Here is a 23,697-nt window from a genome sequence, read left to right on the forward strand (position 1 = left end):
CCTTTTAAAATATGAACGAAATCTCTTTCTCTTTCTAATAAAAAAGACGCAGAGAACCTGCGTCTAATACGGTGTCCATTCAATTTGTTTCGCACTTTCAAATCTTTTTTCTACATCAGGCCAATTTACAACATTCCACCAGTTTTTAATATATTCATCTTTTCGATTTTGGTATTGTAAATAATACGCATGTTCCCACACGTCTAGTACGAGGAGCGGTATCGTATCCCATTGTGTAAATAATTGATGAAGTGTACTCTGCAAAATTTCTAATCTTCCAGATCGTGGTACCCAAACGAGAAGCGCCCAGCCTGATCCTTCCACTTTAGAAGCTGCTTCTGTGAAATGTTTTTGAAAACGTAAAAAACTCCCAAAATCTTGTTCAATCTGTTGTGAAAGAGCCCCTCTTGGACTTCCGCCACCATCTTTTTTCATGTTATTCCAAAATATCGTGTGTAAGTAATGACCTGATCCATGAAAAGCCGCTTCTCTTTCCCAATGCTTAATTAAATCAAATTGATTTGTTTTTCTCGCTTCTTCCATCATCTTCTCTGCCTTATTTAATCCTTCCACGTAACTGCGATGATGTTTATCATGGTGTAACATCATAATTTCTCTAGAAATATACGGTTCTAACGCATTATACGGATAAGGTAATGGTGGAAGTGTATGCCCTCCAATTGGAACAGCTCGTTCACTATCCCCTCTTTCATATAGTTCATATTCCTCTTCTCCCTGCACGAATACTTCCTGCAAATGATGCTGAATATGTTCTACATCATCACTTATTTCATACATAAACTCTGCATCTGTATCATACTCATGCTCTTTCATACGATCTAATAACGTTTGAATTTTATAAGCAAGCATATGGACATCATACACTTCCATTGCACGGCTATCCAATACGTGAAGAACACTTTCACACCAGCTTTCTACTTCATGAAAGTAATCTGTAAATACACCTTGCTGACTCATGTTACACCTCCTTAATGCTATCCCCATAAATATATTCAAAGGAAATCCCTTATATAACTTTACAAAAGGAAAAGAAGCTAAGTCCCCTTAGCTTCTTTTTCGCAATTAATATTTGTGTAACATCTTTGTTTGGTAATCCGTCTCATAATATTCTAGTTCTTCTCGCATCAATTGAAATTTACCTTCTAAACTCTTCATCACTTGCTCTATAGATGCTGGTGGCGTTTGTTGAAAAACGATGGAGTTTTTCCCTGTATAGGCAGACCGACTATTTTCATACCAATGATCACTCTTTGGTGAGAAAAACTCTGCAATTACTTGATGATAAATTTTATATAAAATTTTCTCAGCTGCTGTTTTTCGAAATGGCTGGCTATTTAACAAAACAAAACATGCATCATGTCCTTCTTCACAAAAAACGAGAAGACGTCTCATTGATGCTAATAACCCTTTATAATATTGCTCGTTCCCTGCTGGTGTTTCTTCTAATAAAGAAGGCAACGTATGATAATTTACATAATTGGTTATCAAAGTAATAACATCTTCTAAAAACATAGAAACTTGTTCTGTTTGATTTTCAACCATCAGATTAGACATTTTTTCCCTCTCCTTTGCCATTTCACGCTATTTCTACTCTTTTATTTTTATGTAATTCAGCCAATATTTCTTGTACTTTCACCACTGTTCCCTCATCAAAATATTGTTGGAATGCTTCTATATTATTTAAATATAAACGTTTTTGCATGCGATGCTCATTCTCTTTCAATAAACAACATATCGCTACAATATCTCGTAAATATATGTCTTGTTCTTCTACTTTACATACTGGATTTCCTTCAAAAGGAGTAATTTCTTGTAAAATTTCTTCAAAATATCGAACGTATAAAACGGAAAAAGTTCTTTCTTTATTATTTAATATATATGTCACTTCAGATCTATTAAAGAAATCTTCTGATGTATTAGGTTTCGCTTTCTCTAACTCATATCCCGCATAACCTATTATAATCATCTACTTCCCCTCTCTTCCTTCTTTCAATTCATTTTAACTTAATTTTCTGACAAACAAAATACTCTTTTAAATATAACCCATATAAAAAATAGCTTCCCTATACAGGAATTTACCTTTTTATTTTTCTTGAAGTTTGTCATAATAATATTATTGTCTCAGTTTTCTTATACAAGGAGAGTTGTATTTATGTCGTTTTCATGGAAACGTTTCTTACAAATCGGGAAAATTATCTTCCCATTTGTTGTATTAACAATTGTATTCTTTCAAGCAAAAAAAGAATTAGCAGGCATTTCTTTTTTAGAAGCAATCAATACAATTAAAAACATTCCAACCGGAGGAGTTTTTTTAGCAATTACACTTGGTGCATTTGCCGTATCAACAATGTTTTTTTATGACTATGTTATGCTTCGTTATTTAAAAGCTGATATACCAGTCCAAAAGATTTTTCGTATCTCATGGATTGCTAATACTTTAAATGGATTTATTGGGTTTGGTGGTCTCGTTGGAGCTGGTGTACGCACAATGCTTTATCGTCCATACATAAAAGAAAATGGCAAACTTATTAAAAGTATTGCCTGGATGACAACCGCTTTTATTAACGGACTCGCAATTCTTTCTTTCCTCGGTCTTATTGGAATATTAGACACAAGTTTTATTTTGCATGAAAAACCGTGGCTATGGCCTGTTCTTATTTTCTTCGCCCTTTTCGTCCCTATATACATTGGCTTTTCTAAACTAAAAAATAGAAAATCAAAGCAAACCGAAGAGCAAGAAGAGGGGGAAGAAGAGAAAAATCCAACTGTTTTATACTCATTAGTTTCATTAGTTGAGTGGGTATCTGCCGGTATTGTTATGTACGTCATACTAATATTATTTGGTATCGATATCGAATTTCAAAAGTTTTTAGGTGTGTATGTAATTGCTGCTTTAGCTGGTGTTGTTAGTCTTGTTCCTGGTGGACTTGGTTCATTTGATCTTGTCTTTTTAACTGGGCTCGGACAATATGGCATTGATACAGGCGTATTACTACCTGCCATGTTATTATATCGCCTCGTCTATTACATTTTACCTTTCTGCCTTGGTCTTATTTTTGCAGCTTTTGAAATGACAGGCGTGGCCATTAAAAAGTTTGAAGATAAACCTTTTATTGCGCCTGCATTAGAAACAACTGGTGTTATATGGACTTTGCAGCGTGATTTTCTAGGAAAACTAGGTTCATGGGCCTCTGCTGCTTTAACAGTATTTGCTGGATTAATGGTTATTTTATCGACCATTCTACCGACAAGTATAAACAGAGCACACGCCTTACATATTCTAGCTCCAAAACATCTTATTCAATTTTCTTTTAGCTTATCACTAACATTTGGTATTCTCCTCCTAATCCTTTCACGAGGCATATATTATGGAACAAAACGTTCTTACTATATGACGATTATTTCTTTAATCGGAGCAGCCATCTTTAATACGCTAAAAGGGATTGATATTGAAGAGACGTTTATTTTATTAATCGTACTCGCTGTATTATATATGCTTCGTAAAAGATTTGTACGCGAGAAAATGGAAGTCTCACTTTCTGATATGGTAAAAGTTTTTATATTCTTACTCATCACTTTATATTTATATAAAAACTTAGGTATTTTATTTGCAGGTGCAAAAGAAGCTTTTAAACCTGATTTTGTCGTTCGTAATATTACGCAAGTGAAACGAAGTGCATTAGCAGCTGCCTTTTTCGTTCCTACATTTTTACTGATTGGCTCACTCATTGCCAATCGTTATCGAAATGAATTTCCCGGGCAACCAGCTAATGATAAAAGATTGCAAAACTTTTTAGATGAACATGATGGTAATGTACTTAGTCATTTAGGATTTTTAGGAGATAAACAATTCTTCTTCAGTAGTGATGGGAAAGCGCTCCTTCTCTTCTCTATAACTGGAAAACGTCTCGTTGTGCTAGGTGATCCAATTGGGGCTCCTTCCTCCTACCGTACTGTGTTACAAGAGTTTTTAGCTGAAGCTGATCGATTTGGATACATTTGTGTATTCTACCAAATAGAAAGTAAATGGATGAGTTTATATCATGATTTTGGTTATAACTTCTTTAAACTTGGTGAAGAAGCTGTCGTTGATTTGAACACATTTACAATAACAGGAAAAAAACGCGCCGGTATGCGAGCAACTTTCAACCGTTTTGAAAGAGAAGGCTATACATTCTCTATTCACCAGCCACCGTTCTCAAACGAATTATTTGAAGAATTAAGAAAAGTTTCAGATGCGTGGCTCGGCGGAAAAAAAGAGAAAGGTTTTTCCCTCGGATATTTTGATCGTGAATATATTAGCCGTGCTCCTATCGCTACATTATGTGATGCGGATGGAAAAATCATTGCATTCACGACCTTTATGCCCGTATATCAAGACGGATCATTGTCTGTTGATTTAATGCGCTATTATCCAGATGCGCCTAGCGGCATTATGGATGCAATTTTCATCCACCTATTCCAGTGGGCAAAAGAAAATGAATACCACTCCTTTAATATTGGTATGGCCCCACTTTCAAATGTAGGTTTATCGACACAATCTTTCTGGTCTGAACGAGTTGCTGCTGCCATCTTTAATAATGTTCGTTATACGTATAGTTTCAGCGGGCTACGTCATTTTAAAGAAAAATATAAACCAGCATGGAGCGGTAAATATTTAGCATTTAGAAAGAATCACTCTTTACCAATTACAATGCTCTCTGTAACAAAATTAATAGGAAAACGAAAAAACAGCTAAACATTTAGCTGTTTTTTCGTTTTTGAACTTGTACAATAAATTCTTTTTCATATTTCTTACCATTTATATAGAAATCTCCCCATATTTTATACGTTCCTTCTATAGGAAATGTAATACGATATTGTAATTGCTCATCTGTATCAACAGGTATTGCGTATAAAAAGTTTTCTCTCGTTTCGTCCACGATATAGAGCGCCTCTACTTCTCCTCTCTCTGAATGTAATTTCAATTTGTCACCCTTTTTCGCTTGGAATTGAAATGTTAACGTCGCTGGTTCATTCGGATGCAATGCACCAAATAAAAGAGAAACTTCATACTCCCCTATTTTTTTTGTAAGTACACTATCGATTGGAAACTTTACTTTTTTCTTATTTTTCTCCTCTATTTCTCTCCCAAAATCTTTCTTCGCAAATGATTTCACAGATTTATTTTTGTCTTCATATAAAAATATTGTATACCCTTCATCTTTCGCTATTTTGGAAGATACCTTATAGGATCCATTTCCTGCAAATGTAGGTTTCATTTGTTGTACATGCTTTAATTGTCCGTCTACAATAACTGCCCGAATTTGATCATTCACACCACGAACTTCGTTATTTTTATTATTTAGTAATTGAAACAAAATATCTACTTTCTCATTTCCTTTTCCATTTGACACATCCCATTTTACTTCCTGAACATCACCTACAGTCTCTGTAGTTTCCTGATACTTTTTTATGTAAAATCCTCCTACTACAATAAATAGCAAAGCAACAAGTCCAATGACAAGATTTTTCAAAACATCACCTACCATTTTTATTGTCTCTGTTCATACAAAACTTCTTACATATATATTCTAGATTATGATTTATGAAATCCTCCTGCTTTGCACATATTACAAATAATTAAAAGATTTTAATTGAAAGGATTGATAGTGTATAATGCAAATGATATTGATTTCTATCGATACATTATAAGGAGGACTTTTCATGAGTGTACATATTGAAGCAAAACAAGGCGAAATTGCTGAATCTATTCTATTACCTGGTGATCCATTACGTGCAAAATATATCGCTGAAACATTTCTAGAGGACGTTACTTGCTATAATAACGTGCGTGGTATGTTAGGTTTCACTGGAACTTATAAAGGAAAACGCGTATCTGTTCAAGGTACAGGTATGGGTGTTCCTTCTATTTCTATTTATGTAAACGAATTAATCCAAAGCTACGGAGTTAAAAATTTAATTCGCGTTGGAACTTGCGGTGCGATTCAAAAAGACGTAAAAGTACGTGACGTTATTATTGCAATGACAGCTTGTACGGATTCTAATATGAACCGTTTAACATTCCCAGGTTTTGATTTTGCACCAGCTGCAAACTTTGACCTTTTAAAGAAAGCTTACGATGCTGGAACTGAAAAAGGCTTACACGTTCGTGTTGGTAATGTTTTAACAGCAGATGTATTTTACCGCGAAAGCATGGACATGGTTAAAAAACTTGGAGATTATGGTGTACTAGCAGTAGAAATGGAAACAACTGCTCTTTATACATTAGCGGCGAAATACGGTGTAAATGCGTTATCTGTATTAACAGTAAGCGATCACATTTTCACTGGTGAAGAAACAACATCTGAAGAGCGTCAAACTACATTTAACGAAATGATTGAAATCGCTTTAGATGCAGCAATTCAACAATAATACATTAAAGAACTCGTCATACGTCTGTCGAGTTCTTTTTATGTGACTTTTTACTAAAAACTACTTTCGGAAGAGACAGATTTTCTCCTCTACTTTTTTGTAACGTTTGTTATAATAAAGAAATCATTTACAGTATTTCTCACAAGAGGTGACGCAGTGAAAAACAGAAGTATCGTCTTTAAACTATTTTTATTAACATCAACATTATTTACAATCATATTCCTCCTTTTTTTCTTAGGACAATCTCTATTTTTAGAGAAATTTTATATTAATAAAAAAGTAAAAACAGTTCAAACTGCTTTTGAAAAATTCGTAGCTAATTATGAAAAAAGCGAAAAAGACCCTGAGGAAGTTAGAAAACTAAAACAAGAATTTCATGATAAAACAAATGCTGATATGCAATTTTTAAATTCTGAGGGCATTATTAAAAGTGACAACAATTACTACATTGATGTAATTAATCCTAAAAATAATGAAACATATTTCATTCCACTCAATAATCTTTTAACGCCTGAAGAATATAAGAAATTCGAAAACTTAGGATTGAAAAAAGATGGCATGATAAACGTCGTCGGTTTGGTACGAGGGAAAACGATAACACCACTAGAATTGACAACAAATTATAATCGATGGCAAAACGAACGTTTCAATTCAGATTTTCAATCCATTAATGGCAACTCTTCTAAAAATAGACTTACAAACCGCTCCAAAACTGTGACTCAAATTGAGTTTACTGGTATTGTATCTAAATTACAGCTTCCATCAAAAGCCGAGGTTCGTCTTGCAAATGATTTTGAAACATTACAAGCCGTTCAATATTTTGCAGACATTATTAGAAATGGCACTGCTAACTCGCACCAATTAAACACTTATATAATAGATGGTGGAGAGAATATAAAAAATAGTATCTTTGTAAAACCTATTGTGGAAAATGGAAAAATTACAGAATACGCTTTTGCCATAGCGTCTTTGCAACCTGTTAATGAAGCAATGCTCGTTTTAAAGGATTATTATGTCTATGCCTTAATCATCGTTTTTCTCGTAATTATTTTATTATCCTTCTACTATTCAAAAATCATTGTGAAACCATTAATTAAAATGAATCGCGTTACAAAGAAAATGGCCAATTTTGATTTTAGTGAGAAATTACCTGTAACAGCAGACGATGAAATTGGTGGGCTTTCCGGCAGTATTAATACGTTATCTGTAAACTTAAAAGACCGAATCGATCGATTAAATGTTGCCAATACAAAATTGCAACAAGATATTGAACGTGAACGTCAATTGGAAAAAACGCGAAAAGAATTCATTTCTGGTGTATCACATGAATTAAAAACACCACTCAGTGTAATTAGAAGTTTCGCAGAAGGAATTAAAGATGGCGTTAGTAAAGATACGACATATTACACAGATGTTATTTTAGAAGAAACCGAAAACATGAACAGACTTATTGTTGAAATGTTAGAATTAGCAAAATTAGAATCAGGTACGTACAAACTAGATATGACGACATTCTCAATCGGTGAATTAATTCAACAAGTCTATACAAAGTTATTATTTAGCATGGAGGAAAAGCATTTACAAGTGAACATAGATGTAGACTCTTCGATATTTGTTAAAGCGAATCGTAGTCGTATTGAGCAAGTAGTTGTGAACTTACTTAGCAATGCAATTCGCTATACGCCAGATGGAGAAAAAATACAAGTCTCCGTTATAGCAATGGAAGATACAGTAAAAGTCGAAATCGAAAACACAGGAAACCCTATCCCTGAAGAAAGTCTTGAAAAAATTTGGGATCGTTTCTACCGTTTAGATGCATCTCGTAGCCGTCATACTGGAGGTACCGGTCTCGGGTTATCTATTGTAAAAAACATTTTAGACCTCCACCATGCCGAGTACGGTGTATATAACACGACTAATAGTGTTGTATTCTACTTTAATTTACAAAAAGTAAAAGAAGTCAAATAATTTGTCTTAATTTCACTAGGAGTTCACATGAAATTCACACTCTCCCTTTATAGTAAGAAACAAGTTAATCCTTTCCTTTACACACATAAAAGAGGAGAGTGCGTGAAATGAAACAAGCAGGACAACCTATTCAAAATGAAAAACAATTAGAAACTATCAAAAATATACTTTTACAATCTTCGAAACGTGATGGCTTATTATTCGTATTAGCTGTAAATTCTGGCTTAAAAGTAAGTGAAATCTTACAATTAAAAGTTAGTGATGTAATTGATGAAAATGAAAATGTTCGCCATTCCATTTTATTTTACAATGAAAAAGTAAAAAAACATAAATGGTTTGCTGTAAATGAAGACTTACAGCACGCGATCGAAGACTACATGAAAGAACGTAAAACTTGGAAACGTAATGAACCATTATTAAAGTCTCAAAAAGGAACGAAATCTATTACGAGACAACATGCATGGTACATTTTAAACAAAGCTGCAAAAGAAGTTGGATTAGAAGGGATTAGCTCACATACACTTCGAAAAACTTGGGGATATTGTGCATACAAATCAGGTGTTGATATCGCATTTTTACAACACTTCTTTGATCATAGTACTCCATCAAAAACTTTAAAGTATATCGGTATTGCTTAATAACTCTTATACATAAAAAAGGTTACCATTTATAAATGGTAACCTTTTTTATGTTTCACATTCTCTTTTCTTGTCTTGTCTCTCCTATATTGTAGTGGTACTCTAATAGTAAGGGGGAGAAATTATGAACACATTAACAATTGAATTACCGAAAGAAACGGCTGAAAAACTTGATTTATTAAAACAAGCTTATGAAAAGAAAACAGGTGCTTCCATTTCTGAGAGTACTCTTGTTCAAACACTTATCTCAAAAGAGTTTATCCAAGCGATAACTCCTTTTGATTTACAACAATTCATCACTGGAAAAGAACAGCATTAATTGCTGTTCTTTTTTTTGATACTTTATCAATGGTTTACTGGATACCCCGAAAAACTTCTTTGCATCAGCCACACTTTTTTAGAAATCTATCTACTTTTAATGTCTCATAAAAAGTTTTTTATTTATTTTTCGGAAAACTATTGACATTGATAATGATAACCATTATCATTTATTACGAAGCCAACAATTGATGAATCAACCAAACGCTCAGTAACATTGTTACCCCTCTTTTTCATATAGAAAGGCACTGTACATTCCCCCTGTTTGTACAGTGCCTTTCTTGTTTATTATCATTCAAACAAATTTAATTGCTCGGGCTTCGGCTCACCATATGTAATGTCCATCATTTTCATAAGTTGTTTCGCATTATCCGCTGCATCTCCGCCCGAATTATTGTTAAATAGTACATATATGTCCTTTGTCTTCTTTTTTAATTGCTCTAGTCTTTCTACCCATTCTTCTAATTCTTTATTGTTGTAGCGATATAAGCAACGAACCGCTCTCCAATTTTCTCCTTTATCAAGCCAGCCATGAACATTTCGACCATGAAAACGTATTAACACCATCTCTGCATTCGTTACTTCTAATACGAGCGGTACCGAACCTGTCCCGGCCTGTGGCTCATCACAAATGGTATGAATCCATTTCTCTTGTTCCAAAAACTGTAGCGTCTTATCTCTCATTTCCGGATAAAACCATGTTTGGTTCCGAAATTCTATAGCACACGGTAAACCTTCCATTTTTTCTTTCGTATATCGAAGAAAATCCACATTTTTCTTTTTACAATCAAACCATGGTGGATATTGAAATAAAATCATTTTTAATTTATCAGCTTCTATTAAAGGCAGAATAGATTGTTTGTACACATCAAACATCTCGTCGAACGTAGAAAAAGGGATTTCACCTTTCATATGTCCGGTCATCCCTTGATATGCTTTTACGACAAAAGAAAAACCTTTCGGTGTCTCCATTGCCCATTTTGTATAGTTTCGTGCAGGTTGCATCGCATAAAATGAACTATCTACTTCCACAATAGGAAAATGCTCACTATATGTTCGTAATTTATTTCTATTTTCATAGGGATCTATATATAAAGAATCATGATCTCCCCACCCTGTCACTCCAATGAAAAGCAAATATATCCCTCCCTTTTTCACTTCACCTTCTATTCATTCTACTCACTTCCCGAACAATTCAGCTAATCAATTTTATTAAGTAGCCCCTTCTTTAAGAGTATCCGTATAAAAATATGATATACTAGATGGAAGAATTTTTAAATTGAGGGGTTATTTATTTATGCTTCCAAACGATGATATTGTATCTCATGAAAAACGAATAGAAGAATTAGAAAATAAAGTACGTTTTTATGAAGAACTTGTGAATCAATTACCACATCATTTCACATACAAAAATCCACATATTGGTTTACAAATAAAGAAAACGAGAACGACTCATTCCATTCAAAACATACAAAAAGAGAATAGAGAGGCTGATTTTCAACTTACTTGCGATTCATTATTTTTATTTAAACAACTTGAAACATACTTTGTTCATATTTTTGATGCTTTTTCACATCATGTAACCTTTGTTGATAATAAAGGAAATATAACATTATGTAATCAAATTGCAGCAGATGATTTTGGTGTAGTACGAAATGATATAATCGGAAAGCCAATTCAACAATTACTACAATTACCAGAAGAAAAAATTAAAGCTCTTGAAACATTAAGAACGGGAACAGAAATATATAATGAAGAAGTTTTAGACAAAAACTATGGCATTTTAAATAACCGAATTATTCGTGATTATAACGGAGAGATTTTTAGAGTTATTAGTGTCTTTCATTATTTAAACACAGAACGTGATGCAGAAAAATTTTCGTTAGCAGGACGAATCGCAGCCGGTATTGCACATGAAGTACGTAATCCTCTTACAACCGTACGAGGTTATTTACAATTTTTACAAGAAACTGTTTCTCCATCTAATAAAGAACTATTTAAAAACTTACTTATTCCTGAATTAGATCGTGCAAATAGTATTATTACAAAATTTTTATCTATTTCAAAAACACGCGAATTTACAAGAGAACCGTTTCCTATTAATACATTTTTACGTGAGTATATTCAACAGTTACTAGCTAGTGAAGTATTTTTACATAACATTTCAATTGATTATAATTTTTCTACCGAATTAGATGATGTATTGGTCCATATTGATCGTCACGAACTTGTGCAAGTTTTTTTAAACCTATTTCAGAACGCTTTCGATGCCCAAGGTGAAAAAAAACTTTCTATCCAAATTACTAGTTATCGCCTAGATAATTTTGTTCGTATTACTTTCACTGATAATGGGATTGGTATTCCTCCAGCCATTCAAGAATACATCTTTGATCCATTCTTCTCAACAAAAGATTCAGGTACAGGGCTTGGCTTGTCCGTAACGAAGAAAATCATTCAAAATCATAACGGTACATTAAAAATGACTAGTACTGAAGATGGTACAACTTTCACTATTTCAATTCCAATCTTACCTAAAACAGCCCTTGAAAAATTAAATCAATGCAAATAAAGGACCAAGCCACAAACTGCATGCCAATTGTTAAACACTCCCAACAATTGGCATGCAGTTTTTTATGTTGCACGTTTCTTCTTTACATTATATAAACCCTTCTCTATATCTTACTTATTTTTGCTAGATGGGCCAATTTCTTATTTTTTTAGAAATGGTAGTTTGTCCATCACGAATTTAGTATGAACTTCATTTTAATATATAGTAATGACTATTGATTCTATGAAAGAAAGGAATGAAAAGATGAACAATAAAAATAAAGGAAAAGTATTTTATGGGAATGATTGTTGCGAAGTCAGAGCTTGTAGTCATATTAACATTTCTAAGTCCGAACTTACAGAATTCGTTAGACTTCTTCAAGCTCTTGGCCAAGCTATTCAAGCTGTCTTTCAAAACCCTTCTCAAAATAATATCGATAACTTAATCGCTGCCCTAAATAACTTACAAAAATTCCTCAATTGCTTAGATTTATCTCCAGCACAAAAACAAATTGGAAATTCTATTATTGCTAATCTATTAACTATTTTAAGAACAACCCTTTCTCATGCGGAGCATTGTACGTTGAACTACAAAGCCTGCTTAATTATTTATTGTATATCGCTAAGTTATTCAAAGTAGATTGTTGTACGATCGACAAATTAGTTAAACTCATAACAGAGATTCAAACTATCCTAGTTCAATACGGATCAGGTTGCCTTGGAGGAGGAGCAACAGGAGCTACTGGACCTCAAGGTGCTACTGGTGCTCAAGGTCCTCAAGGTGCTCAGGGACCAGCGGGTGCTCAAGGCACTACTGGACCTCAGGGAGCTCAAGGTATTCAAGGTCCAGCCGGCGCTACTGGTGCTCAAGGCCCAGCCGGTGCTCAAGGTCCAGCCGGCGCTCAAGGTGCTACTGGTGCTCAAGGTCCAGCCGGTGCTCAAGGTCCAGCCGGCGCTCAAGGTGCTACTGGTGCTCAAGGCGCTACTGGTGCTCAAGGTGCTACTGGTGCTCAAGGCGCTACTGGCGCAACAGGACCAGCGGGTACTCCAATTCCTGTAACTATCGCTGCAATTGGAAACTCCAATGCTCAAATTATATCACCTGGAATTAATATCCAATTCAATCAAGTTTTTGAAATAAATAATATTAATTTTAATGACACTACAGATACTCTAACAGTTTTAGAAACAGGCGTATATGATATTAGTTTCTCAGCGTCTACAACTTTCCCAGGATCTTCACCATTTGGATTCGGTATTTCATTCAATGGTCAACCACCTACTCGTAATTTCTCAACTAACGTTATCGGTAGTGCTGTTTCTTTCTCTACAATCGTTACTTTACAAGCTGGTACAACGATTTCTATACAGCCTACAGCAAACACTATTTCTATTCCTAACACAGGTGATACAACTGCAACACTATCCGTATTCCGAATTTACTAATTTTCAATCAATAAATAGATTTATACTAATATGTATCGTTTAACCGTGCATTAAATCTCTCTTTATATAGAAAGGAGCACTTATTTGGGAGGATAAGTGCTCCTTCTTTACGTTTCTTTACCTCAAATTTACTCTGTCTTAATCCTCATTTTGTATGATAAATAGTGAAGTCAAAGATATGAAAGAGGGATGAAGATGAGAGTTATGTCACTAATACGCATTTGGTTTGCTCTTATGGTATGCATTATTTTATGTGTAGGATTTTTTTTAACTCTAAAATATTCCACTATATCAAAAGCAGAGAGAAAAACTGTTCCATACAAACTTTTGTATACAAAACAAAGCAACATCCCTTATTCCAATACCACAAAGAATGAAAAAAAGGTTATAAAAGGAATGCTTATTACGAAAGCTTCTAGTTCCGAAGCGTTACTTCAAATTGCTGAAACGATTAAAGATCAGTATACAAATAAAAAAATCGATGAAATCACACTTTCTATCCACAATGAAAATAATGGTAATTACGAAGAAGAATTACTTTACGAGCCTATTAGTAAAGGAAAAATAATCATCACATACGATTCTCAATCCTTTGGCAGTACAAATGTTACACTTAACGAGTAATACTATTTATCCCAATTGATATGGGCTAACAACTCGTAGAGATAGATACAGCTCCTCCCACCGATTAAAAGTTCACTTAATTTCTCATACGAAAAAGAGGCGAATTTCGTTATTCGCCTCTTTCTTTTACCAAAATGAAGGAATCCATTCTTTCACTTTATCAATCCACTCTTGTTGCTCTTTTTTTCTTTGTTGTTCCTCTTCTTTTCTTCTCTTCTCTTCTTCTTTTCTTCGTTTTTCCTCTTCTATTGTATTCAATTGTTTTTTATAATCAGCCTCAGATATGAGCGATAACTGGAATGCTTTTTGAGCTGGATTGGCATTCGCTTTTTTCATAATATCCCGGAACATTGTCGTCGTAATTTGACTTCCCCCCGGAACATAATGATCACTATCTGTTTTATCATATCCTACCCAAATCGCACCTACTAAATCTGGTGTGTATCCAACAAACCATGAATCCTTTGCACCGGTGCTTGGTCCATTTACAATTTGAGTCGTTCCTGTCTTACCAGCCGTATCAACATTATTAACTTTCGCCTTTTCGCCCGTTCCCTTTTCGACAACACCTTTTAATAAATATGTCATCTTTTGAGCAATTTTCTCGCTCGTCACTCGTGTCTCTTTCTTATACCACTTTCCAATTATTTCACCTTCAGCATTTTGTATCTCTCTAATCGCATGAGCTTCCACTTGGACACCGTCATTTGCAAATGCACTATACGCTTGAGCCATTACAAATGGAGATGTCCCCACATGCATACCGCCTAAAGCGATCGGATACGTACGATCTTCTGGCACTAATGGAATACCAAATCGCTCTAAAGATTTCAATCCCTTATCCAATCCAATTTGTTCTAATAGCCAAACAGCCGAAACATTGTACGACTTTGCCACAGCTTCATACATTGTCACATCACCGTGAAAAGTGTGATCGCTATTTTGTGGTTTATATTCTTTAATATTAAATGGTTCATCTTTCAATATATCGTATACTTCATACCCTTGCTCTAACGCTGGTACATATACAGCCAAGGGCTTTAAGGTTGAGCCAGGTTGTCTTTTTAATTGAGTTGCATGGTTAAACTGTAAAAACTGATACGGCCCTCTTCCTCCAACTAAAGCTGGTACGCCACCTGTTTTTGGATTCATAAGAACTACACCCGTTTGCATAAGCTGGTCTGAGCCATTATCTTTGAAATAACTCTCATTATTCACAACGTCTTCCACAGCCTGTTGTTTTTTCGGATCAAGCTCTGTATAAATACGATAACCACCCGCTAAAATTTCATTTTGTGTTAATTCGTACTTGTCCATTGCTTCTCTAACAATATAATCTACATATTGAGAGTATTTCCCCTTGTATTTATCATCCACACCACGTTTTAACACAAGACCGCTCTCTTTTTCTTTATTATACTGTTCGTCAGAGATATATCCTTGCTCTTTCATTAAACTTAATACAACATTACGTCGTTCGATTGATTTATTAAAGTTTTTATAAGGCGAATATGCAGACGGTGCTTTAATCAAGCCAGCAATCGTTGCAGCTTCTGAAACTGTTAAATCTTTTACATCTTTATCAAAATAAGATTTAGCTGCCCTTTTTATGCCCCAAGCACCTTCACCAAAATAAATTTGGTTCATATACATTTCAATAATTTCATCTTTCGTATACGTACGCTCTATTTTTTTTGTTAAAAAATATTCCTTTATTTTTCGAGAGTATGTGCGGTCTTGTGTTAGAAATACATTTTTCGCAAGTTGTTGTGTAATTGTACTTCCCCCCGCCACGACTTCTCCTGCTGTAATATTTTTAAAAACTGCACTTATAATTCCACTATAGTAAATACCGTGATGGTTAAAAAATTCCTTATCTTCTACTGCAACAATTGCCTGAACCATAATGTCAGGAATATCTTTCCTTTTAACACCTTCTGTTTTAGAAGAAGCTAATTTCGTCGCAACTTCATTATTTGCATCATAAATTAAGGTCGGTTGCGGAACAGCTTGTTTCAATTCAGATATGTCTTGAATAGAAATTATTATATTTATAGCAATAAATAGAGTAGCAAGTAAACTTCCTAATACAATTAATGAATTACGAAGTTTCTTCCTCTTGTTGAACCACTCCCGCATTTTTTTTAAGTGAGTGTTCTTCAATTTCATTCGTTCACTTCCTTCGTTTGTTTACACTCTTCTTTTCAAAAGGAAGAATATACCTCCTTTTAAATTTATTATAATAACGTAGTCTTTCCTGTAGTGTAAAGCTTTTCTTTCACATTCATACTTTTTGCAAGAAAAGGACATTCTACAAGTAAGATATTCACTATTGATTATTAATATTATTAATACAACAATGAGAGTTATGTTAAGTTTTTGTAAACTTTTCGATAAAATGTTTTAAAAAACGACAGTTTTTTGTTAGAATTGACTAGCCAATATATTTTACATATATTACTTTTGTGGGGGTAACTAATAATGGTATTTAAATCAAAAAAAGATAAATTTTCTGAAATGTTAATGAATGTTTCCGAAAATTTAAAAGAAGGCGCGCAGTTTTTCGTGGAGTATAAAATTAAAAATGCTAGCGATTTAAAAGAGTTTTCTATGCGCATGAAAGAGTATGAGTCAAAAGGTGACTCATTTATTCACGAAATCATTATGGAGCTAAACAAAGCGTTTATTACTCCAATTGAACGTGAGGACATCCTACAACTTGCAATGAGTATGGATGATGTATTAGACGGATTAGATCATAGTGCTGGTCTATTCGAAATGTATTCTATTACAGAAGCTGATGAATACATGATTAAATTCGTTGAAGCAATTAATCAATGTGCGATTGAGATTGCAAATTCTGTTGAACTACTGTCTAAAAAGAAGTTAGTCGACATTCGTACGAACGCGATTAAGATTAAGGATTACGAATCACAATGTGATGATATTCGCCGTCATGCGATTAAGCACTTATTCTCTCGTGAGAAAGATCCGATTAAGATTATTCAATACAAAGAGATTTACGAAGAGCTTGAAGAAGTAGCGGATAGCTGCCAAAGCGTTGCAAACGTATTAGAAACAATTATTATGAAGAACGCGTAAGGAGTTTGATCATGGATACACTCTTGATACTGACCGTTTTAGTAGTCATTTGCGCTTTAGCTTTTGACTTTATCAATGGATTTCACGATACAGCAAACGCTATTGCAACGGCTGTTTCAACGAAAGCTCTAAAGCCTAGACATGCAATTATTATGGCAGCTATTATGAACTTTTTAGGTGCGATGACATTTACAGGTGTAGCAAAAACGATTACAAAAGATATCGTTGATCCATTTGCCTTGCAAAATGGTTCTCTTGTAATTTTAGCTGCTTTACTTGCGGCAATAGCTTGGAATTTAATTACTTGGTACTACGGTATTCCAAGTAGTTCTTCGCATGCAATTATCGGCTCAATCGCAGGTGCAGCTATCGCTGCTGCCGGTATTAGCTCATTAAATCTTAAAGGGTTCATAAAAATTCTTGAAGCTTTAATCATTTCACCGATTATCGCTTTTGTTATTGGTTATATCGTATACAGTATTTTTAAAGTAGTCTTTAAAAACTTTAATTTAACGAAAACGAACAAAAACTTCCGTATATTCCAGATCTTCACTGCAGCATTACAAGCTTATACACATGGTACGAATGATGCACAAAAAGCAATGGGAATCATTACGATGGCTCTTATGGCCAATAACTATCATACTTCTGACGACATCCCGTTCTGGGTACAATTATGTTGTGCAATCGCAATGGGTCTTGGTACTTCTGTCGGCGGATGGAAAATTATTAAAACTGTCGGTGGACAAATTATGAAAATTCGTCCTGTAAATGGTGTAGCTGCTGATTTATCATCATCACTTGTTATTTTCGGCGCAACATTCATTCACTTACCGGTTAGTACAACGCACGTTATCTCTTCTTCTATTTTAGGGGTTGGTGCTTCACATCGTGTGAAAGGTGTAAAATGGGGAACTGCAAAACGTATGTTAATTACATGGGTTATTACACTTCCTATTTCAGCTTCGTTAGCTGCATTATTTTACGCTTTATTACACTTAATCTTTTAATTAAAAGTCGTCTTCCTTATTTTTCTAGGAAGACGACTTTTTTGTGAACAAACCTTTTTCTTATTAAAAAGCGTGTATAATAATTGGTGGATAAGTTATATAGAGGAGTTGGAAATTTTGGAATACATCATGTTACTTTTCATCGGGTTAATCGCCGGGACAGTCGGGAGTCTAGTCGGGCTTGGTGGCGGAATTATTATTGTTCCGTTATTAATTGGATTACACAGTCTATCACCACAACTTGCAGTAGGAACTTCAATGGTAACAGTCGTTTTTACAGGACTATCTTCCACCCTTACTTATATGAAGCATAAACGAGTAGATTACAAAAGTGGACTTATTTTATTTATCGGGAGTGGCCCTGGTGGTATCATCGGCTCGTGGGCAAACAAATTTTTAAACCAAGATACATTTTCTTTATATTTTGGGATTTTCCTTATTTTTGTCTCCATTCTTCTTATGTTACGAGACAAATTAAACCCCCTTTCTTTATCCAATATGACGGTAATTAAGCGTTCTTTTACAGATAACGAAGGAAACACTGTACACTATCAATTCCCACCGCTTCTCGCTATCTTTATCGCCTTTATAGTTGGTTTTATATCTGGATTATTTGGAATTGGCGGCGGTGCCTTACTTGTTCCAGCAATGATGCTACTTTTTGCATTCCCAGCACATATTGCTGTAGCAACTTCGATGTTTATCGTATTTTTATCAGCAATTGTAAGTTCTGCAACTCACATCTCCCTTGGAAATGTCAGCTGGGTTTACGCATTAATTCTTATTCCTGGTGCATGGATTGGCGGAAAAATCGGGGCTTATATTAATACAAAATTAAGTGGTAATGCCGTAATTAATTTATTACGTATCACATTAATTATTCTCGGAACTAGATTAATCATCACTTCTTTTTTATAACGCGTTCTTTTTAGGATGCGTTTTTCTTATACACATGAATATAAAAATCCTCCTAAGAGAACAAATAAAATTAAACAAACACATAATAACATATAATTGGAAATATGTACTTTCTTCAAGTTGACCACTCCTATAACTGCGACTGTTATCTTTATGATAGCGAAAAAATAATTCACTTGCAGTTACAAAGTGCTAACAATGCAAAATCATTTATTACAAATTTTATCCTTATATTTCATTTCTTTGTATATTCTATCGTTTTAATAAAAAAAGATGTCATATTGACATCTTTTTTAGTGAAGAAGTGACCATCCCATAAAATCCTCATGTACTTGGCACGCCCTCTTATCGTTTCGATCATATAATTCAGCATAACTATCTGTTTCTTCATCATAAGCCATCGTATAAATAATTTGGCCGTCTACTTCAACGGATAACACGACTCCACCTTTCATCTCTTCTACATGAATGATAGCATTCGCCGGAATTCTCATATCCGTCATTTTTATCGCATCTAACAATATACTAAACCCCCTACAGCGTATTCATTGCTAGTACTATTACACACTAAATAGTATACTACTGTAATAGCATATATTTCGTCAATGAAATTGCTATTTAAAAGCATATTGTCTTTATACATATACGCTAAAATAGAAGAAATAGAAATGTTTAAATGGGGGGCTAACATTGATTCTACACAAAGGAGATGTACTATTCCGTCAAGGCGAGGACGGTCCTTTATATTTTATAAAAACAGGTTTATTAAAAGTAGTACGGATAGAAGAAGATGGAACACCATTTCTATTCAACATTATCGTTCCAGGTGAAACGATACCTCACCATTCTTTAATTTCACCGAAGGAATATCACGGTACAGCAATCGCTTTAATGAAAACAGAAGTTGAACCTATAATTAGTAATGAATGGTACGATCAGCTTCAGGCAAATCCTGCATCATATGCAAATATTGCTATGCAACTACAATCAAAATTAAGAATGATGCAACAGCGTATCGATCAATTGACAACCGTCTCTCCGAAAGAACGTCTACATCGTTTACAAGAATGGTTCACACTATATTTAGGTGACATTCCTATATATGAAATATTAACACAAACTGAAATCGGTCAACTCATAGGTATACGCCGTGAAACGGTAAATCGGCTGTTACGAGAACAAATAAAAAACGAGGTAAAATAATACCTCGTTTTTTTACTTATTTCAAACTTCATCTATTGTAAGCTTGCTGCTGGACCGAAAAATTCATAATGAATATGCTCTTGTTCCACACCTAAATTAGTTAGTGCAGCATTTATATGCTTCATAAATGGTACGGGACCACAAAAATAAAATTCTGCTTCAGTTGTCGGAATAATAGTTTGTAACCATTCAGCTTCAATGAAACCTTCTTTATCAAAGTTCTTCATTTCCAAATCTTTTTCAGTTGGTGCAGAATAGCAAGTGTATGCTTTAACTTGTTCGTATTCATTATCTACTGCCTCAACGTGTTCTTTCATTGCATGTGTATTACTATTTATCGCTGCTTGAACAAAACATACATTACGTTTTGAGTTTTGTTCAATTAACGTATTTAGCATACTCATCATTGGTGTAATACCTACTCCACCACTAATTAGCACAACTGGTAATGTTGAATCCATATTTAATACGAAATCTCCTGCTGGTGCACTTACTGGTAACATATCCCCTTCTTCTACATGATCGTGTAAGTAGTTAGATACTTTACCGTCCGGTGTATCTACACCTTTTTCTTTCTTTACACTAATACGATAATATTCTTTTCCAGGAGCATCTGATAAACTATATTGACGATTATGTGTATACGTTTCACCTTCTATGTTTATTTGAATCGTTACATATTGTCCTGGGATGAATGAAGAAACTTGCCCTCCATCTTCAGGTTTTAAATAAAATGATGTAATAACGTCGCTTTCCTTCACTTTTTTAACAACCACAAAGTTACGGAAATCTTTCCATCCACCTTCTTTATGTGCCGCTTCTTCATACATCTCTGCTTCAATGCTAATGAATGCATCAGCAATGACACCATAAGCTTCTCCCCATGCATTTAAAACTTCATCAGGTGCACCTGCGACCTCTTTAATTGCACGTAGTAAACATGTACCTACAATCGGGTAATGCTCTGCTTTAATACCTAAACTTCTATGCTTATGACCAATTTGTTTTACAACTGGAATAATAGCTTCTAAATTATCAATATACGTTGCAGCTGCATAAACAGCATTCGCTAGCGCTTGTTGTTGTCTTCCCTTTTTCTGATTTGTATGGTTGAAAATATTCAATAACTCCGGATGTTCCGAAAATAAAATTTGATAAAATCTCGTTGTAATTTCAACGCCTTTTTCTTGTAATAATGGTACTGTTGACTTTACGATTTCAATTGTTTTTGCACTTAACATTGTATCCCACTCCTCTATTTCCTTAACTGTTTTTAGTTTAACTGAATTGTATAGTACATATTGTGATTTTAATCACTATTAACACGGTGTTTTTGTGAATAATATATGAACATTGCACTTACAAAAGAAAATAAGCCAACTAGAATTCTAGCTAGCTTATTATTTGGACTGTATAGCTTGTTCAATTACCCTTATATCTTTCCCCTCTCCAAACTCTGTATACCCCCAGATGTTCGTTTCACCTCTATATTTATTTACAATAATATCTAAGTCATGGTATACACGATGTGCATAAACTACATACTCAATATTTTGAAGTTCCACACCTTTTTTTACAATTTCATAGCTTCTATTTACATCACGTTTTATTTTTTCATTCTTTATTTCTGTATGTATATTTTTTAAAGACGATTCTTGTTGTTGAAACCATTGTTTAAATTGGTTCCAGTCCCCTTCTGTATAATTCTCTGCTTTACCGTAATTTAAGAAATTATTATAACTTTCATGCGTCATACGAATAAAATCTAGCACTTTTGTCTCTTCTTGCACATCTTCTATTTGAGCTATTGTACTTACCTCAGCAGGCTTATTCGCATAATGTAATAGCAATTTCATAAGACTATAGCTCGCAATGATCATTACGATAATACTCCCGAATACAATTAACAATTTCTTCATATACAGAACTCCTTCTCTACTAAAGATATTACAATGTATAACTATACTTGTAACATTCTCTCGTAGAAATATAATTCCTGTATAAATTCTTCCTATCATTTCGACAATATTTTTCTATACATTTCTCGTTGGTAAATGTTCTTGTAAAACAATGTACCCTTCATAAGCTGTGTAACCGAGTATAGCCATTAATCCGATATAACAAGCAAAGACTGTCCATTTTGTTTTCATATCAACTTTATAATAGTTTTCCTGTTGTCTCTTTTCTGTCTCCCATTCCTGTAATTTTCTTTCTGACATTTCAAATGCTTCTCTTATATGAATTGTATGCGTTTCTTTTTCATCTTCATATGGAACGTAATCAAGCGGCTCAAACTTTGGTAAAAGATGCTCTAACACTTCAATCTTTTGAAGTTCTCCTACTTTTAATTCTTTCTCTCTTTCTTTTTGCCTTAATATATTTATTTCATGTTGCATCATATATATATTTCGATGCACCGCACCTGTTTCTTTTAACTCTTCTTCAAGCCTTGCAACATATTCTTTCATTCCATCAATTCTATATCCTAATTCCTTAATTGGCTCATCTCTCTTTATTACTCTATATAATTCCATACAGCCGATAATAAAAATAAATCCTCCCAAAATACTTTTAAAGTAAATGGAATAACCGAGCAATACAATAAGACCCGCTCCCCAAATCTTTGTACTTACAACTGAGATAATTCGTCCACCATCTAATGGAGAAACCGGAATCAAGTTAAAGAAGTTAATCATACTTCCAAGTAAAATAATTAATGCCCAAAATGGCTCTTTCGTTATTATATAAAGTGGAATCGCAGGTAAAAATGACAACAATCCGAAAAGAGGTCCCATATAGGCGATATAAGCTTCATCTTTTGCATTTTTTGGCATCTCTTTCATCCCAATAAGAGCACCCATAAACGGAATAAATATTGCTGGCGATGTTGGTATCCCCTTTCTTTTCGCAGCCCATAAATGGCCCATTTCATGAATAAACAATAAATAAATGAGCGCTACCCCAAATTTCCAACCATATATAACTGCGTATGCACCAAGTGATATAAACATACTAAATACCGTTGAAAACTTTGCTAATTTAAAAATTGCAAATACCCACTTTAACTTAGAGAGTAAAAATAGCCCTATTGCAACTATAATTCCCCATAATCCTTTTTTATTATTTTTCATATTTCTCTCCTTTATCTCTCATTAATGAATCATATTCATTCATCAAAACTATTCTTTTCTCTATTATGACATATTTTTTTCTATCGTTAGAAATAATGTTTATTTAATCCATTTTTAGCCAAAAATATAAATATAAGGAGGTGTTTGCAAATGAATTTACAATCTCTCATAATAGGCGCTCTATCGTTTTTAGCTTCAACTCTTATTTTTTATACTGTTAGTTACGTATTATTATTAGATTTGTTGCCCAATCACGTATTTATTGCCCTTGTCATCCTTTCCGCTCTTATGATTTCTTTTCTTATTACACGAAAATCAATGAATGAGCCATCTGCAAAAGCAAAATAATAGAGAGGG

At 34.0% G+C, this 23,697-nt stretch carries 22 protein-coding genes and 2 pseudogenes; 14 read left to right on the forward strand and 10 right to left on the reverse strand.

Annotated features, from left to right (window positions below; translation table 11 throughout):
* Positions 1–63: 63 nt before the first annotated feature.
* The 3 genes from DN393_RS22990 to DN393_RS23000 form a co-directional block, all read right to left on the reverse strand.
* The gene (locus DN393_RS22990) at positions 64–978 is read right to left on the reverse strand and encodes a superoxide dismutase (RefSeq protein ID WP_000082674.1); all 915 of its coding nucleotides are present in this window, start codon (positions 976–978) and stop codon (positions 64–66) included.
* 105 nt (positions 979–1,083) lie between these two features.
* Positions 1,084–1,575 (reverse strand): YpuI family protein, encoded by a 492-nt coding sequence (locus DN393_RS22995; protein ID WP_016133998.1) that lies wholly within the window; start codon positions 1,573–1,575, stop codon positions 1,084–1,086.
* A 22-nt stretch (positions 1,576–1,597) separates the two neighbouring features.
* Entirely contained in the window at positions 1,598–1,987 is a 390-nt protein-coding gene (locus DN393_RS23000) for a hypothetical protein (RefSeq protein ID WP_064476635.1), read from the reverse strand.
* A 186-nt stretch (positions 1,988–2,173) separates the two neighbouring features.
* Here DN393_RS23000 and mprF point away from each other — a divergent pair, with 186 nt between their 5' ends.
* Positions 2,174–4,759, forward strand: coding sequence for a bifunctional lysylphosphatidylglycerol flippase/synthetase MprF (mprF, locus tag DN393_RS23005; RefSeq protein ID WP_064476636.1), 2,586 nt, complete (start codon positions 2,174–2,176; stop codon positions 4,757–4,759).
* A gap of 4 nt (positions 4,760–4,763) precedes the next feature.
* Here the strand turns inward: mprF and DN393_RS23010 are convergent, their stop codons facing one another.
* Positions 4,764–5,552, reverse strand: a complete 789-nt coding sequence (locus tag DN393_RS23010) for a hypothetical protein (protein ID WP_064476637.1) — start codon at positions 5,550–5,552, stop codon at positions 4,764–4,766.
* Between the two features lie 175 nt (positions 5,553–5,727).
* On the opposite strand from DN393_RS23010, the gene deoD reads away from it, so the two are divergent.
* The 4 genes from deoD (at position 5,728) to DN393_RS23030 (ending at position 9,360) form a co-directional block, all read left to right on the forward strand.
* Positions 5,728–6,435 carry a purine-nucleoside phosphorylase gene (gene deoD, locus DN393_RS23015; RefSeq protein WP_000110707.1) on the forward strand — a complete coding sequence of 236 codons (708 nt, stop codon included), beginning with the start codon at positions 5,728–5,730 and terminating at the stop codon, positions 6,433–6,435.
* Between the two features lie 156 nt (positions 6,436–6,591).
* Positions 6,592–8,403, forward strand: coding sequence for a sensor histidine kinase (locus tag DN393_RS23020; RefSeq protein ID WP_064476638.1), 1,812 nt, complete (start codon positions 6,592–6,594; stop codon positions 8,401–8,403).
* 107 nt (positions 8,404–8,510) lie between these two features.
* Positions 8,511–9,041, forward strand: a complete 531-nt coding sequence (locus DN393_RS23025) for a tyrosine-type recombinase/integrase (RefSeq protein WP_000806236.1) — start codon at positions 8,511–8,513, stop codon at positions 9,039–9,041.
* A gap of 124 nt (positions 9,042–9,165) precedes the next feature.
* Complete coding sequence (locus tag DN393_RS23030) at positions 9,166–9,360, forward strand: DUF3924 domain-containing protein (RefSeq protein ID WP_001094858.1); 195 nt, start codon at positions 9,166–9,168, stop codon at positions 9,358–9,360.
* Between the two features lie 290 nt (positions 9,361–9,650).
* Here DN393_RS23030 and DN393_RS23035 read toward each other — a convergent pair whose 3' ends face one another.
* On the reverse strand, positions 9,651–10,496 hold the full coding sequence (locus DN393_RS23035) for a DUF72 domain-containing protein (RefSeq protein ID WP_064476639.1): 846 nt from the start codon (positions 10,494–10,496) through the stop codon (positions 9,651–9,653).
* 160 nt (positions 10,497–10,656) lie between these two features.
* Here DN393_RS23035 and DN393_RS23040 point away from each other — a divergent pair, with 160 nt between their 5' ends.
* The 4 genes and pseudogenes from DN393_RS23040 to DN393_RS23050 all read left to right on the forward strand — a co-directional run bounded on the left by DN393_RS23040 (position 10,657) and on the right by DN393_RS23050 (position 13,976).
* Positions 10,657–11,928, forward strand: a complete 1,272-nt coding sequence (locus DN393_RS23040; protein WP_064476640.1) for an ATP-binding protein — start codon at positions 10,657–10,659, stop codon at positions 11,926–11,928.
* A gap of 243 nt (positions 11,929–12,171) precedes the next feature.
* Positions 12,172–12,551 (forward strand): annotated as a pseudogene (locus DN393_RS32180) (collagen-like repeat preface domain-containing protein); the annotation flags it as partial.
* A gap of 387 nt (positions 12,552–12,938) precedes the next feature.
* Positions 12,939–13,352: pseudogene (locus tag DN393_RS32185) on the forward strand (Gly-Xaa-Xaa repeat protein); the annotation flags it as partial.
* A gap of 195 nt (positions 13,353–13,547) precedes the next feature.
* The gene (locus DN393_RS23050) at positions 13,548–13,976 is read left to right on the forward strand and encodes a hypothetical protein (RefSeq protein ID WP_088048392.1); all 429 of its coding nucleotides are present in this window, start codon (positions 13,548–13,550) and stop codon (positions 13,974–13,976) included.
* 126 nt (positions 13,977–14,102) lie between these two features.
* On the opposite strand, the gene DN393_RS23055 is transcribed toward DN393_RS23050, so the two are convergent.
* Complete coding sequence (locus DN393_RS23055) at positions 14,103–16,145, reverse strand: transglycosylase domain-containing protein (RefSeq protein WP_088048391.1); 2,043 nt, start codon at positions 16,143–16,145, stop codon at positions 14,103–14,105.
* A gap of 312 nt (positions 16,146–16,457) precedes the next feature.
* Between DN393_RS23055 and DN393_RS23060 the strand changes: the two genes are divergently transcribed.
* The 3 genes from DN393_RS23060 (at position 16,458) to DN393_RS23070 (ending at position 19,006) form a co-directional block, all read left to right on the forward strand.
* Complete coding sequence (locus DN393_RS23060) at positions 16,458–17,078, forward strand: DUF47 domain-containing protein (protein WP_000231446.1); 621 nt, start codon at positions 16,458–16,460, stop codon at positions 17,076–17,078.
* An 11-nt stretch (positions 17,079–17,089) separates the two neighbouring features.
* A complete protein-coding gene (locus DN393_RS23065; RefSeq protein ID WP_000380274.1) occupies positions 17,090–18,088 on the forward strand; it encodes an inorganic phosphate transporter in 999 nt (332 codons plus the stop codon).
* Positions 18,089–18,205: 117 nt separating this feature from the next.
* Positions 18,206–19,006, forward strand: coding sequence for a sulfite exporter TauE/SafE family protein (locus DN393_RS23070; protein ID WP_000455764.1), 801 nt, complete (start codon positions 18,206–18,208; stop codon positions 19,004–19,006).
* Between the two features lie 293 nt (positions 19,007–19,299).
* On the opposite strand, the gene DN393_RS23075 is transcribed toward DN393_RS23070, so the two are convergent.
* A complete protein-coding gene (locus tag DN393_RS23075; RefSeq protein WP_000882907.1) occupies positions 19,300–19,527 on the reverse strand; it encodes a hypothetical protein in 228 nt (75 codons plus the stop codon).
* Positions 19,528–19,696: 169 nt separating this feature from the next.
* Between DN393_RS23075 and DN393_RS23080 the strand changes: the two genes are divergently transcribed.
* On the forward strand, positions 19,697–20,209 hold the full coding sequence (locus DN393_RS23080) for a Crp/Fnr family transcriptional regulator (protein WP_000600574.1): 513 nt from the start codon (positions 19,697–19,699) through the stop codon (positions 20,207–20,209).
* Positions 20,210–20,241: 32 nt separating this feature from the next.
* Here the strand turns inward: DN393_RS23080 and hmpA are convergent, their stop codons facing one another.
* The 3 genes from hmpA to DN393_RS23095 form a co-directional block, all read right to left on the reverse strand.
* A complete protein-coding gene (gene hmpA, locus DN393_RS23085; RefSeq protein ID WP_088048390.1) occupies positions 20,242–21,450 on the reverse strand; it encodes an NO-inducible flavohemoprotein in 1,209 nt (402 codons plus the stop codon).
* Positions 21,451–21,609: 159 nt separating this feature from the next.
* On the reverse strand, positions 21,610–22,128 hold the full coding sequence (locus DN393_RS23090) for a hypothetical protein (RefSeq protein WP_064476644.1): 519 nt from the start codon (positions 22,126–22,128) through the stop codon (positions 21,610–21,612).
* A 114-nt stretch (positions 22,129–22,242) separates the two neighbouring features.
* Positions 22,243–23,340, reverse strand: coding sequence for a site-2 protease family protein (locus DN393_RS23095; RefSeq protein WP_088048389.1), 1,098 nt, complete (start codon positions 23,338–23,340; stop codon positions 22,243–22,245).
* Positions 23,341–23,490: 150 nt separating this feature from the next.
* Between DN393_RS23095 and DN393_RS23100 the strand changes: the two genes are divergently transcribed.
* Positions 23,491–23,688: a hypothetical protein gene (locus tag DN393_RS23100; RefSeq protein ID WP_001053356.1), complete on the forward strand. Its 198-nt coding sequence runs from the start codon at positions 23,491–23,493 to the stop codon at positions 23,686–23,688.
* Positions 23,689–23,697 lie beyond the last annotated feature (9 nt).

The sequence above is a fragment of the Bacillus sp. BPN334 genome, assembly GCF_008368885.1.
In the GTDB taxonomy this organism is placed as follows: Bacteria; Bacillota; Bacilli; order Bacillales; family Bacillaceae_G; genus Bacillus_A; species Bacillus_A wiedmannii.